15 protein-coding genes are annotated in these 13,010 nt (G+C 65.6%); 9 read left to right on the top strand and 6 right to left on the bottom strand.

The genetic code is table 11. The features are described 5' to 3' along the window. Positions 1–71: 71 nt before the first annotated feature. Positions 72–1,571, bottom strand: a complete 1,500-nt coding sequence (locus tag HL671_RS22080; protein WP_172238509.1) for a caspase family protein — start codon at positions 1,569–1,571, stop codon at positions 72–74. Between the two features lie 222 nt (positions 1,572–1,793). Here HL671_RS22080 and HL671_RS22085 point away from each other — a divergent pair, with 222 nt between their 5' ends. From HL671_RS22085 to HL671_RS22095, 3 genes are all read left to right on the top strand, one after another. Further along, the gene (locus HL671_RS22085) at positions 1,794–2,183 is read left to right on the top strand and encodes a hypothetical protein (RefSeq protein ID WP_012045390.1); all 390 of its coding nucleotides are present in this window, start codon (positions 1,794–1,796) and stop codon (positions 2,181–2,183) included. Between the two features lie 212 nt (positions 2,184–2,395). After that, entirely contained in the window at positions 2,396–3,442 is a 1,047-nt protein-coding gene (locus HL671_RS22090) for an HD-GYP domain-containing protein (RefSeq protein WP_012045391.1), read from the top strand. 201 nt (positions 3,443–3,643) lie between these two features. Next, the gene (locus HL671_RS22095; protein WP_246579549.1) at positions 3,644–4,819 is read left to right on the top strand and encodes a GNAT family N-acetyltransferase; all 1,176 of its coding nucleotides are present in this window, start codon (positions 3,644–3,646) and stop codon (positions 4,817–4,819) included. On the opposite strand, the gene HL671_RS22100 is transcribed toward HL671_RS22095, so the two are convergent. Continuing rightward, positions 4,797–5,462, bottom strand: coding sequence for a DsbA family oxidoreductase (locus HL671_RS22100; protein WP_172238515.1), 666 nt, complete (start codon positions 5,460–5,462; stop codon positions 4,797–4,799). The genes HL671_RS22095 and HL671_RS22100 overlap by 23 nt on opposite strands. A gap of 67 nt (positions 5,463–5,529) precedes the next feature. Continuing rightward, complete coding sequence (locus tag HL671_RS22105; protein ID WP_012045394.1) at positions 5,530–6,345, bottom strand: helix-turn-helix domain-containing protein; 816 nt, start codon at positions 6,343–6,345, stop codon at positions 5,530–5,532. Positions 6,346–6,448: 103 nt separating this feature from the next. On the opposite strand from HL671_RS22105, the gene HL671_RS22110 reads away from it, so the two are divergent. The 3 genes from HL671_RS22110 to HL671_RS22120 all read left to right on the top strand — a co-directional run bounded on the left by HL671_RS22110 (position 6,449) and on the right by HL671_RS22120 (position 7,868). After that, on the top strand, positions 6,449–6,673 hold the full coding sequence (locus tag HL671_RS22110) for a hypothetical protein (protein ID WP_012045395.1): 225 nt from the start codon (positions 6,449–6,451) through the stop codon (positions 6,671–6,673). Positions 6,674–6,707: 34 nt separating this feature from the next. Then, complete coding sequence (locus tag HL671_RS22115; protein ID WP_172238518.1) at positions 6,708–7,106, top strand: hypothetical protein; 399 nt, start codon at positions 6,708–6,710, stop codon at positions 7,104–7,106. Between the two features lie 123 nt (positions 7,107–7,229). Next, complete coding sequence (locus HL671_RS22120; RefSeq protein WP_012045397.1) at positions 7,230–7,868, top strand: class I SAM-dependent methyltransferase; 639 nt, start codon at positions 7,230–7,232, stop codon at positions 7,866–7,868. Between the two features lie 5 nt (positions 7,869–7,873). Here the strand turns inward: HL671_RS22120 and HL671_RS22125 are convergent, their stop codons facing one another. Then, complete coding sequence (locus HL671_RS22125) at positions 7,874–8,566, bottom strand: SET domain-containing protein (protein WP_012045398.1); 693 nt, start codon at positions 8,564–8,566, stop codon at positions 7,874–7,876. Positions 8,567–8,692: 126 nt separating this feature from the next. Between HL671_RS22125 and HL671_RS22130 the strand changes: the two genes are divergently transcribed. Then, positions 8,693–9,325: a hypothetical protein gene (locus HL671_RS22130; protein ID WP_172238521.1), complete on the top strand. Its 633-nt coding sequence runs from the start codon at positions 8,693–8,695 to the stop codon at positions 9,323–9,325. On the opposite strand, the gene HL671_RS22135 is transcribed toward HL671_RS22130, so the two are convergent. Continuing rightward, a complete protein-coding gene (locus HL671_RS22135) occupies positions 9,322–9,993 on the bottom strand; it encodes a DUF6321 domain-containing protein (RefSeq protein WP_172238523.1) in 672 nt (223 codons plus the stop codon). The two genes, HL671_RS22130 and HL671_RS22135, sit on opposite strands and share 4 nt — an antisense overlap. Positions 9,994–10,038: 45 nt before the next feature. Beyond that, the gene (locus HL671_RS22140) at positions 10,039–10,761 is read right to left on the bottom strand and encodes a TetR/AcrR family transcriptional regulator (protein ID WP_012045401.1); all 723 of its coding nucleotides are present in this window, start codon (positions 10,759–10,761) and stop codon (positions 10,039–10,041) included. Positions 10,762–10,868: 107 nt separating this feature from the next. Here HL671_RS22140 and HL671_RS22145 point away from each other — a divergent pair, with 107 nt between their 5' ends. Beyond that, complete coding sequence (locus tag HL671_RS22145; protein WP_172238526.1) at positions 10,869–12,272, top strand: carotenoid oxygenase family protein; 1,404 nt, start codon at positions 10,869–10,871, stop codon at positions 12,270–12,272. A 135-nt stretch (positions 12,273–12,407) separates the two neighbouring features. Further along, positions 12,408–12,992, top strand: coding sequence for a hypothetical protein (locus tag HL671_RS22150; RefSeq protein ID WP_172238565.1), 585 nt, complete (start codon positions 12,408–12,410; stop codon positions 12,990–12,992). Positions 12,993–13,010: the final 18 nt, after the last annotated feature.

A 13,010-nucleotide genomic window follows, 5' to 3' on the forward strand; every position in this document is an offset into this window, starting at 1 on the left:
CGTCTGTTGAGCCGCGCGAAAATGGCCGCCGCTTCGGACGGCCACCGCGACGGCACAGATGTCAGCCGGCATCAATATCCGTAGCCGCGCTGGGTCGGGGAGGTCACGGGACCCCGCCCGTAGCCACCGCCGCCATAGCCACCACCGATTCCGATGCCAATACTGATGCCGGCGGGCGGCACCACCCGCACCGGAGGTGGATAATAGTCCCGCGGCGGCGGCGCGTAGACCACGACATCATCGCCGGGATCGCGGTAGCGCGGGGCGCGGCCGGCGCGCTTGTTGGGCGGATCCTCGGCACGCTTCTTCGCCGGCTTCTCTTCCGCCCGCTTGGGCGTATCCAATTTGCGTGGTGACGGAGAGCACGGACAGGTCGGCCCGAGGGCGGCATTGGTCGGCACGACGGGCGGACTCACGGGGATGGCCGCATTGGCTACGGCGGCGACCGGCGTCACCACCGGACGGTTGCGCAGCCGTTCAATCAGCTTGCGCGCGGTCGGCGTCAGGTCGCTGTCGGGATAACGATCGAGAAACGTCTGATATGACGCAACCGTGTTGATCAGCACGGCCTCGTTCCAGGCCGCCATCCGGTTGTGAAGGTCCAGCCATTGCCGTGCCTGCGGGCCAAAAGGCGGCGCGGTGTAGAGCGTGACGAAGGCTTCGTAGGCCTCGACGCTGCCGTCGCCGACGATCATCTCGTTCGCAGCCTCGATCGGCTTGCCCTGCAGGTTGCGCTTCCACTCGTCGACGCTGCGCTTGGCGACCACCGGCCGCGGCCCGGCATTGGCCGCGCTGGCGTCGGTTGCACCGACGAAACGAAAATCCTCGGTCAGCGACGAGGAATCCCAGGGCGTCTGCCGGCCTTCGGTCGCCTTGTTGACGGCGACGCGCACCCGCTTGAAGGCCTCCTCGATCGGCAAGCCCGGTTCGCGCGCGGCCTGGAGCACGGCCGTGGTGTAAGGGCTGTTGGCGCCATTGCCGTCCTCGGCCTCTGCGCCCGGTGATGTCGAATAGGACAGAAACGTGCCGGGTGCTCCGCTCTTCGTATCGAGCAACGCGAGACCGCGGCCGGCGCTCTGGCTGATCGACGGGAACGGATTGTTGCGGCAGGCATCGAGCAGCAGGATGCGCATCCGGCTCGGCACTGAATTGAGCGTGTTGAGAACATCGTTGAGACGCACGGCCTGCAAAGGAATGTCGGCTTCGCGCCGCGGATCGACGTCGACGGGAACCAGGTAATTCTCGCCGTCGATCTGCAGCCCATGGCCGGCATAGAAGACCAGCGCCACCGTCTCGGGCCCCTTGGTTGCGATCTTGGCCGCGAAATCACCGACCTCGCGGTTGAGATCCTTCTGCGAAAGATCGACGACGATCGTCACATCGAAACCGGCCTCTCCCAGCATCTTGGCCATGGCATTGGCGTCATTCGCCGGGTTCGGCAATGGCATCACGGACCGATAGGCCGACTGTCCGATCACCAGCGCGAGCCGGCTGCTTTCGGCCAAAGCCGGCGTCAGCCCGGCAAGCAGACTGCCCGCAAGCAAGGCGGCTGCGAGAGCGTGGCGGAACATGACGATCTCCAATCTGGGCGCGGTATGTCCGTTGGTCGACGTCGCTTGCGGCCCGGTTCATTGCGGCGAGCAACTCCGCCGCGTCGCCGCCGCGACATTAGACGCAAAGCGCAATGGTTCAGACGTGTTCAGACACGAGATCCCCCCATCCTTGCCGTGATCGCCGATTAGATCGCCCGGGTGATGCGAGGCGGGTCGAAAGTGAGGCGGATCACATCGCGATTGGCGCTTCTGGCTGCCCTGCTGCTCGCAGGCTGCGCCGCGGACAGCCATTCCAGTCTTCCGGCGTTCATGCGCGCCAAGGAGGCCGCCCCGTCGCCGCCCGAGAGTCCCCCCGACGTTCCGCTCCTGGTCCGCAAGAACCTCGACATGATTTTCGTCGCGACAACGCAGCCCCGCGAGCTGGAAGCTTCCATAGCCCGGCGGGCCGACGAGAGTGACGCATGGACGGCCTGTGTGCGCGCCCAGATCATCTCCGCGAGCGGAGCTCCCCTCCGCCGCCAGACGTATCGGCTCACGATCAAGCAGAACGAGATCATCGACCGCCGACGCGCTGGCTCCGGCGACGACTGCATGTCGCAAAAATACAACGCCGTCCTCGCGAGCAAATAATACAACCTACAGACGAGACACGCCAAAGACGCTCACCTGAACTGATCAGCAGCAGCGATGCGGCGGAACCAGCTACCGCTCAAAGAGAATAGTGTTAGTTCTTAGCTAACGTAAACCCGTAGCCGGAGACCGAACGAATGGCTCAAATTTAACGATTCTCGCGGAACATCAGGTCCCATTAAAGTGCAGAACGATCACTGGACCTGTTCTACATGAACGTTCACCTCGTTGGCGACGATACAGCCAAGCTCGCATTGCTACGCGGCATGCTGGCCGAACGCTGCTCGCTCACATCTGAATTGATTGGTGACGCCGATATACGCGGCGGTGACATTGACGCGATCGTCGTATCCGCAGATCTGCGCGATGTCGACAACATCACGGCGTTGAAAGAAATTTCCGACCGGCTGGCGCGCATTCCGCGCCGCATCTTCCTGACCAACCACAAGTCACGCCTGTCGACCGTGCAGGCCTATGCGCTCGGTGCCACGAGCGTCTTGTCGAGTACGCCGACCCGCAATCAGCTGCTGGGAAAACTGCTCGATGCCCGCCCGCAATCCAATGCGAAGAGCGTTGCGGCCGATGATCGCCAGGCCGCGTTTGCAGGCGCTTCATGCATCGCCTCGATGTTCGCGGCGGTGCTCGGCGGCGCCGCGATCGACGTCGACGAGACCCGACGTGCCGGCAAGCGGATCGCCGACTGCATCGCCGAGAACGGCTTGTCGGATTGGCTTGCGACGGTTCGCCGTCATCATGAAGGCACCTATCAGCATTGTCTGCTGGTCACCGGCATTACCGTCGATTTTGGCCTGAGCCTTGGCGTTCATAGTACGGATCTGGAGCGGCTCTACATGGCCGCGATGTTTCACGACATCGGCAAGGCGAAGATCCCGCTGGCCATTCTCGACAAGCCGGGCCGCCTCGATACCAAGGAACGCGCGCTGGTCGAGACCCATCCGGCGGCAGGTTATGACGCCCTGAAAGGCACCCCGGCGATCACGACCGAGGTGCTCGATGCGGTCCGTCATCACCACGAGTTTCTCGATGGCAGCGGCTATCCCGATGGGCTGATGGCCGACAGCATCCCGGACCTCACGCGCATTCTCACCATCTCCGACATCTTCTCGGCGCTGATCGAATATCGCAGCTACAAGCCGGTGATGGCCCGCGACAAGGCCTATGAGATCCTGCAGAGCATGGAGGGCAAGCTCGAGAAGCCGCTGATCGGCGCGTTCCGCGACGTGGCCCTGATCCGCTGATCCCAGCTGCTCCGGGTGGTGAATGCACGGTGAAGTCGGCCGCGCAAATTCGAGCTGATCGGCAAGGCCTATCTTGGCAGCTTCGCAATTACCATTCGACCAAGCTGCGCGATGTGCGTGCAGCGAGGGGACCAGCGGGACGTGACCGAGATCATCGATCGTACGATTGCCCATGCGCCTTCGGCAGCGGAGGACCGTGGCATGGATCGCGAACGGCGCGCGCCGATCGCGCGGCCGCTTCCGCTCGACAGCGTAGCGCCGCAGGCTTGGCGGGATCTGGCCGCGCGCGCCCTAGAGCCCAACGGCTATTATCTTCCCGGATGGGAGCTCGCGGTCAACGCCTCTGCCCGCGGCCGCACCGGCACCTCGGCGCTCTGCGCCTCCGATGAGGCTCAGCCCTCTTCTCTCGCCGGTCTGATGCCGGTCACCTCGCTATGGAAGGCCTGCAAGCTGCCCCTGCCTGCCCTCGCCAGCGGCCATCCCTACGGCACGTTGTGCACGCCGTTGCTCGATCGTGAGCATGCGGAACCGGCCGCTGCCCGACTGCTCGACGAGGCACGACGCACCGGCGCACGCGCGATCCTGCTCCGTGACATGTCGATCGCGGGGCCCGTGATGCAGGCGTTCACGACGGCTCTTCGTCGTGACGGCCTGTCGCCGCGAATCCTGCAATCCTATGAGCGGGCGTGCCTGGATGCGACGGGCGATGGCGAGAAGGTGCTCCAGGACGCTCTCGGCCCCAAGAAGCTGAAGGAGTTACGCCGCCAGCGGCATCGACTGGCCGAGCACGGTCCCGTGCGGTTCGAGGTCGCGCGGTCGGCTGGCGAGATTGCTCCTGCGCTCGAGACGTTTCTGAGGCTGGAGGCGAGCGGCTGGAAGGGACGCCGTGGCACGGCGCTTGTTCAGCACGATGGCGACGCGGCCTTCATCCGGCGCGCGGCATCAGCATTGGCTCAGGACGGCGATTGCGAGATCATCAGCCTCGTGGCCGGAGACACGACGGTGGCCGCCGGCATCGTGCTGCGCCACGCGCACCGCGCCTTCTTCTTCAAGCTCGGCGTCGACGAGCATTTCGCGAGATATTCCCCAGGCGTGCAGCTGACGCTTGATCTGACACGGCACCTCTGCAGTGACCCGGCTATCAACTCTGCCGATTCCACCGCCGGTCCCGATCATCCGATGATCAATCCGATCTGGCGCGGACGCCTGGCCATCGGCGACGTGCTGATTCCGCTCTACAGGCGCGATCCGGTGGCCGAGATCATCCATGCGGCGCTGGTGCTTCGCCGCGACGGCCTCGCCGCTGCACGCCGCACAGTGCATGCGCTGCGCGGCAGCCGAAAGAACCGGGCCGCTACTCCGCAGCCGCAGCGTTGACCTCGGCGGACACCTGGCGAATCGCCCGTGCGAGCATCTGCGGATCCTGTGCGCCGGAAACCGCGTATTTCTGCGCGAACACGTAGGTCGGCACGCCCGAGATACCTTTCTCTGCGGCTTCCTGGGCCTGCGCCGAGACCAGCTCCACATCCTGGTCGGTGGCGAGCATCTTGCGGACGACGTCGGCATCCAGCCCGCAATCCGCTGCGGCCTGCACCAGGACGTTCACATCGGTGAGATCGCCGCCGTCGCGGAAATACAATTCCATCAGCCGCTGCTTCATCTCGGGCGCCTTGCCGATGTCGCCAGCCCAGCGGATCAGGCGATGACAATCGATCGTGTTGGGCTGACGGGCGACGAGCTCGGGATGATAGCTCAGCCCTTCCTGCGCGGCAGCCGCGACCACCCGGCCCGCAATCCCCTTGTAGGCCTCGACCGATCCGAACTTGGTCGTCAGATATTGCTCGCGGCTGATGCCCTCGCGAGGGACCCAGGGATTGAGGAAGAACGGCCGGAAGTTCACCTCGACCGGCACGTCCGGCACCAGCTTCAACGCCTCTTCGATCCGCCGCTTGCCGATGTAGCACCAGGGACAGACGACGTCGGACACGACATCGATGGTCAGCGGCTTCAAGGGGCTCATGCGCGTCGCTCCGGGTTCGCTTGCATTCGCCCAAGATAAACCCGTGCCCCGCCAGCACAAGCCGGGGTCACAGCAGGGTAACCATCTCCTTGAGCTTGCTCGCCGTGAGCTCATCGGCCGGGAAGAAGGTTTCCAGGGCCAGCTCCGACAGGGTGATGTCCACGGGCGTGCCGAACACCATGGTGGTCGAGAAGAAGCTCAGCACATCATTGCCGACCCGGAGCCGCAGCGGAATCGCGACGCTGTCGGCCGCCAGCGGCCCGGATCGCGCCGGGAACGGATAGGATCGCAGCTCCTGATAGAGCGCCAGCAGATCGGCGTCGGCCGTGGCTTCGCATTGCCGATGCAGCCGCTCCAGCAGATGTCCGCTCCATTCGGCCAAGTTCACCGTCCGCGCCGCCAGGCCCTCCGGATGAAGCGCCACCCGCAGCACGTTGAGCGGCGCCGCCACCAGGTGATCCGGGATGCCGGCGAGTAGCGGCGCGATCATGCGGTTCGCCGCGACCAGGTTCCAATGCCGATCGACCGCGAGCGCGGGATTGGGCTCATGCGCCGTCAGCACCAGGTTCATCGCCTCGCGCGCCGGCTTCAGCGCCGGATCGTCCAGCGGGCGCTGCTGAAAGGCGGGCGCGTAGCCCGCCGCGACCAGCAGCACATTGCGTTCACGCAGGGGCACGTCCAACCGCTCCGCCAGTTTGAGGACCATGTCGCGCGACGGCGCTGCCCGGCCGGTCTCCACGAAGCTCAGATGCCGGGCGGAAATTTCCGCATCGAGCGCGAGATCGAGCTGGCTGAGATGCCGCCGCTGCCGCCATTGCCGCAGATGCTCGCCGACATGAACGGGTTTGGCGCGGTCGGCGCGCGCCGAAGCGAGCTGGTTCATCATGAGCGGAGATCTATCACGCAGACGTCAGCGCCACCATGACGTGCGAGGTAATCGAAAAGCCTCCCGCGACCGATCATCGTGATGCTCACAGGAGCAGACCATGAGCAGGCAGCAGGATCCCGAGAGCACTCCATTCACGGCGCACAGCAGCTGGCTGGCGGGCCTCGCGACTTCTCTGCTGGCACGCTCGCTGAACATGCCGGAGCCGCTGCTGCACGCCACGGGCAGCCTCGTCTTCGCGCAGGTCTACGCCATCGAGACGCGGGCGGCACGCTCGCTGTGCCCGAGGCGCCTGCGCCGTCAGCTCCTCGCCTGGTTCCGTTGAACCATGCCGTTCCCCCAACCGAAGGAGACACAACATGATCACCTCGTCCACCCTGCTCCGCCGCGCCTTGCTCGCCGACGCCATCTTCAGCGGCGTCGCCGGCCTCGTCCTCACGGTCGACGCTGGTCCCCTCGCGACGCTGATGCAATTGCCTGACGCGCTGCTGCGGGAGACCGGCCTGTTCCTGATCGCCTACACGATCCTCGTCGGCTGGCTCGCCTCGCGCGCAACGGCGCCCAGGCCGCTGGTGCTGCTCGTCATCGCCGGCAACGCGGCGTGGACGGTCGGCAGCATCGGCCTCTTGTTCTCGGGCCTGGTTGCCCCGAACGCGCTCGGCGAGATCTTTGTCGCGGCCCAGGCGGTGGGCACCGGCGTGTTCGCCGAGCTGCAATATATGGGCTTGCGCCGCAGTGCGGGTCCGATCATGGCATGAGGCAAACGCAGATGGGCGCCGGCCATGGCGATCGGATGGCCGGCGTTCCTACCCGGTTGACGGCTGCACATGGGCGGCGAAACTGTCCCCTGCAGGATCGAAAACGTAAGGGGGAGCGCAGCGATGCAGCCGCATGTGAGCGGAACGGAAGGTTACGCCGCCGAGGCCGACACCCTCTTGATCCGTTATGAAAGCATCCCCGCGGAGCAGGTCCATGCGGCCGTGCGTCATCTGCTTCCGGAGACTCCTGCCCGCGTGCTCGACATCGGCGCGGGCACGGGGCGTGACGCCGCCTGGTTTGCAAGCCTGGGACATCAGGTGGTGGCCGTCGAGCCGACTCATGAGCTGCGCATCGGCGCAATCGAGCTGCATGCCTGCCCTGCCATCACCTGGATCGACGACAGCCTCCCGGACCTCGCAGTTCTGGCCGCTCGCGGTGAACAGTTTGATCTCGTGATGTCGACCGCCGTCTTGATGCATCTCGACGACGCGCAGCGGCGACAAGCGCTTCCCAACATCGCGGCACGAATCGCTCCCGGCGGCCTGCTGATCATGACCTTGCGGCACGGGCCGGTGCCTCCGGGCCGCCGCATGTTCGAGATCGACGCCGAGGCGATCATCGAACCTGCGCGGAAACTCGGGATGAGCCTCGTGTTCAACCAAGATGGCGCGTCGCGCGGCGCCGAGAACCGCGCCGCGGGCGTCACCTGGACGACGCTGGCTTTCAGAAGCCCGCGTGACGAGGCAAGGAACGCAGGCTGACCGCCTCAGGCCGCCTTGGCGCGGCTGGTCAGCGTCTTGACGGTGGACCTAGTCTTCACGCGCTTGCCGACGGTCGGCACCGGCCGCCGGCTCTTGGCCTTGCCGCGCGCCTGGGCATCGCCTCCGGCCTTGGTGCTCGCTTTGGCTTTGGAACGCTGCTTGGCCTTGTCCTTCGCTGGATCCCTCGCCGTGTCCTTGGTGAGCTTCTCGGCCTTCTTCTTGGCCTTGCGCTCGTCCTTCGCCTTTTGAAGAACGCGATCGGCCCGCGCCTCAGCCTTCTTCTTTGCCCGCTTCTTCTCGCAGGCCTCGCATTTGCAGCCGATCGGCTTCAGATAGGCTTTGAAATAGTCGGTACCGTAATCGTAGTTGATCTCCTCGCCCGGCTCGATGTCCTTGATGGCGCGGATGAAGATCTTCTTCTTGCGCGGCTTGACGTCGGATTCGGCGTTCGGCTTGCAAGAGTGATTGATGTAGCGCGCGACGTTCTCGCGAATCGAGCCGTCGATGGTCCAGCGCTTGTCGAGCTCGAACAGATATTTGTTCTCGATCGCGTCCTCATCCGCCTTCTTCGAATCCAGCAGCGGACCGAAATAGCGGATGATCTTGGTGCCCTTCTTGATCGGCTTGGTGGCGAACAGGCCGAGCCCCGTCTTGGAGCGGCCGATGCGATAGGGTTTGGTCGGCGGGATGGCAGGCATGACCGAGAGCTGATAAGTGGATGGTACAAGGCGGTCGTTCTAGGACAAATTCATGGTGCTGTCAGGTGTTTCAAGCCGTCGCGCCGATCCTTCCCCAGCTTGCGCAGGCCTAACGGCGAGTTCCTGATGTCTCCTGCCCAACAACTGACCGCCCTCTCCGCCTCACAGGTCCTGGCCTGGATCGGCACAGCACTCCTCCTCACCGGCGCGTGCGGCAGCCAGGCTACAGCCGAGACGATCGGAAGCATCTACAGTTCGGCCGCCGCCAAGGATTGCCGTACCATCAGCGGCAAGAAGGACGGTGACAGTTCGACGCAGATCTGCCCCGGCAAGAACGGGCTGATCCTGCTCGTCAACGAGGGCGATCTTCGCCAGACGGTCTCGGTGGGACGTAGTGCGCGCGCCGCCGCGAAGGAGCCCGCAGCCGAATCCTGGTTCGGTCCGTTCAATTCCGCCGGCAACACCGTCGAATGGCGCGTGGCCGACGGCAGGCCGTTCGCGATCATCCAGCGCTGGCAGATCGCCGACAATGACGACCAGGGCAAGAGCGGGCCGAAGGACAAGCCGATGCTGGTGGTGACGCGTCTACCGCCAGGGCCGGTGTGCCACGTTGCCTATGTCGATGCGACCGCCAACGCGAACGCCAATGAACTGGCGCGGCAGGCCGCCGATGAGACCGCACGGAGCTTCATCTGCAGCAAGGACGAAGTGAGGATCGTCGGCACGCGCGGCCGCGTCATCGGCCTGGCGCGACCCTAGCGCGGGCTGCGCGCACCGCGGTCCTTGATGCGATGATAGCGGGCGAGCAGCCGCTCGCCCTTGGCCGCAATTCGGCGCGCGGCTTTCACCGTGCGCGGCACCGGCTCGCCCCAGGCATGCGCCGACAGCGCGAGCCGGGTCGGCCGCCCTTCTGCGTCGACCAAGGGCGGCAGTTGTTTGCGTCCGTAGAACCGCACCGCCCAGCTGCCCTTGCGGCGCATCTCGGAGGGCGTCATCTGCGATACCGCTTTCTTGACGCCCGGTTTCAGATGCGCACCGTCGCGTTCGGCGAACGCCCGGCGTCCCGCTGCGGTCAAGCCGCCGCGCGGATCCTTCTCCTGCGCGTGCCCCCTTGTCTTGCGCGCTGTCGCTGTGGCGCGGGGGACGGCGCGTTTCGTGGCGGGTTTGGCGGACGGTTTCTTGGCAGACGATGCAGGGCGCCGCTTGGTCTTTGACGTCGCGGCGCGCTTGCGCCCGCTGGTCTTGGTGTTGGCCGCCTTGTTGGCGGCCACCCGCATATTGTCGACCAGATTGGGATAGCGCCATCCGGCGCGGCGGGCGCGCGCTTTGGCCGTCGCCTTTTCGGCGGGGGTGAGATGCGTCGAAGCCTTGCCGGCGCGCTTGCGCGGATTGGGCTTCGTCCAGGGAGCGCGTGGTGTTCGTGCCATGCCCCACCAACGCGCAATCCGCCGCCCGGTTTCCGCTGTGTCGAGCTACGCGCCCGGCGGCAGCTTCGGCACCGTGGCCCGCAGCATCGCCTCCAATAGCGATTCGGCATTGGTGCCCGGCGGTGAACGGCGCAGGATGTCGGCGAGACGGCCGTCGAGCAGCAGCATCGTGTAGCCGTGCACCAGGGACCAGGCGCGCGCGATCGCCGCAGCCTGATCGATCGTCAGCTCCTCATTGCCGACCTGGTCTCCGCTGCGTGCGGCCACCGAACCAGCAAGACCGGCGAAGGACGCCTCGGCCGCCTCGTGCAGCGAGGGACGCGAATAGTCGAGCCGCTCGGTGCGGAACATCAGTCCATACATGCCGGGATTGGCCTGCGCATAGGCGACATAGGCATGCGCCCGCGCCATCGCGCGCTCGATCGGCGTGCCCGGCCCCTCGCCCGCCGCCTTCATTGCGGCATTGAAGCGCGTGAAGCCGATCGCGGCGAGTTCACTCACCAGACCGGTGAGATCCTTGAAATGATGCGTCGGCGCCGCATGCGACACGCCGGCCTCCCGCGCCACCGCCCGCAATGTGAGCCCCGCCAGACCGTCGCGCTCCAGCACGCGCTCGGCCGCTTCGAGCAGCGCATCGCGCAGCGCGCCGTGATGATAGGGTGCGACCGCATCGCCGGCGGTGCCGGCCCCGCGGCGCGCTTTGCCGCGTGTCGTTGCTGCGGTCGGGCGTCGTGTGCGCGTCCGCCCCTGTTCCGGTTTGATCGTCATGGACTCCTTATACTCGTGATTTTGACATCGTAAAGATTGAACTTGACCAGCTCAGGAAGTCCCGCTAGCTTATCTTTACATCGTAAAGATAAGCTGAGGAAACGGCCATGACGCAGACGCCTGCCACGCCCCGGACGGACCGTAGCAACCTCGCGCCGATCCCGTTCGAATGCGATGCGCCGTTCCTCGAGATCAGCGGCGAGCTGCCGCGCGAGCTCAACGGCACGCTGTATCGCAACGGTCCGAACCCGCAATTCTCGTCGCCGGGCGCACATTGGTTCGTCGGTGACGGCATGCTGCACGCGTTCCATCTCGAAAACGGCCGCGCCTCCTATCGCAACCGCTGGGTCCGGACGCCGAAATTCGAGGCCGAGCGCCGCGCGGGACGCGCGCTGTTCGGCGGCTTCGGCCGCAAACTCCCGGACGCGCCGGCCGACGTCACGGATGGCGGCGTCGCCAACACCAACATCATCGCCCATGCCGGTCGTCTGCTTGCACTGGAGGAGGCGCATCTGCCGACCGAGATCGAGCCGGGCACCTTGGCGACATCGGGCTATCACGATTTCGGCGGCCGTCTGCGCGGCGCCTTCACCGCGCATCCGAAGACCGATCCGGTCAGCGGCGAGCTGCTGTTCTTCGGCTACAACGCCGCCGGGCCGCTGACGCCGGCATTGACCTACGGCACCGTCGACGCCTCCGGCCGGCTGACGCGCCTCAATCGCTTCGACGCCCCCTATGCCAGCATGGTGCATGATTTCGTCGTCACCGCTGATCACGTGCTGTTTCCGATCCTGCCGCTCACCGGAAGCTTGGAGCGCGCAATGTCCGGCAGGCCGCCGTATGCCTGGGAGCCCGACAAGGGCGCCTATGTCGGCGTCATGAAGCGCGGCGGCGCCGTCAAGGACATCGTCTGGTATCGCGGCGAGGCTTGTTACGTCTTTCATGTCATGAACGCCTGGGAGGACGGCCACCACATCATCGCCGACGTCATGCAGTTCGACGAGCCGCCGCTGTTTCCGCACCCCGACGGCCGGCCGACCGATCCGGCCAAGTCGCGCGCGCGGCTCTGCCGCTGGAGCTTCGACCTCGCCGGCACCAGCGAACGCTTCACACAGACCTATCTCGACGATCTCACCGGCGAATTCCCCCGCATCGACGACCGCCGCGCCGGGCTTCCGAGCCGCCACGGCTGGTACGCCTGCGCCAATCCGGACGGCCCGCTGTTCGGCGCCCTCTCCGGCCTTGCGCAGGTCGACGGCGCCGCGGGCACGCGGCGTGCGACCTACCTGCTGCCGGATGGCGACAGCCTGTCGGAGCCGGTGTTCGTGCCGCGCCGCGCCGATGCGGCGGAAGGTGACGGCTGGCTGCTCACGGTGGTGTGGCGCGCTGCGACCAACACCTCCGACCTCGCGGTCTTGAACGCCACCGACATCGCCAGCGGACCGGTGGCGCTGGTCCATCTCGGCCATCGCGTCCCCGACGGCTTTCACGGCAATTGGGTCGGCGCCTGACGACAAGTCATTGACTGTCCAACATTAACCTGCGCCGTCACGATATTTTGACACTGTCAAGATTTGGCTTGACCGGAAGCTGTGCCGCCTCTATTCATCTTGTCGGTGTAAAGATTGGCTCGGGAGCAGCCGTCAATGACGCTTTTACTCATTCTCGCGCCCTACGGCGTCTACGCCGCGTTGCTGACGATGGTCTCTGCGACCCTCAGCCTGGCTGTGGCTACCGGGCTGTGCCTGGCCGTGGTTGCGCTCGACATGATCAACGGGCGTTCCGTCAAGATCCTCGGCCTCGGCTCTGCCATCGTGTTCGCCGGCGTAGCGGCGTACCTCAATCTCATCGACCCGAGCATGAGCGTCTCCGGGGTGCGTCTTGCGGTCGACTGCGGCATTTTCGCGCTGTCGCTCGGGTCGATGCTGCTGCGCGTGCCATTCACCCTGCAATATGCGCTGGAGAAGGTCCCGCCGGAAATTGCCGCCATTCCCGGCTTTATGCGCGCAAATTACGTGATCACCGGCGCCTGGACGCTGGCGGCCCTGCTGATGATGATCGGCAATCTGATGACGCTCTACGTTCCCGGGCTGCCCTATTGGACTGGCCTCGCCATTGCTTTTGCCGCGCGCAACAGTGCACTTTACTTCACGCGTTGGTATCCTGAGTACCGTAGGACGAAGGACATGGCGGCGCAGAGTGCTGCCGTAATGTCCGGCCAAGATTCCTGACGATTCTGCCCCAGGGGG

The organism is Bradyrhizobium denitrificans, assembly GCF_013179005.1.
Taxonomy (GTDB): domain Bacteria; phylum Pseudomonadota; class Alphaproteobacteria; order Rhizobiales; family Xanthobacteraceae; genus Bradyrhizobium; species Bradyrhizobium denitrificans.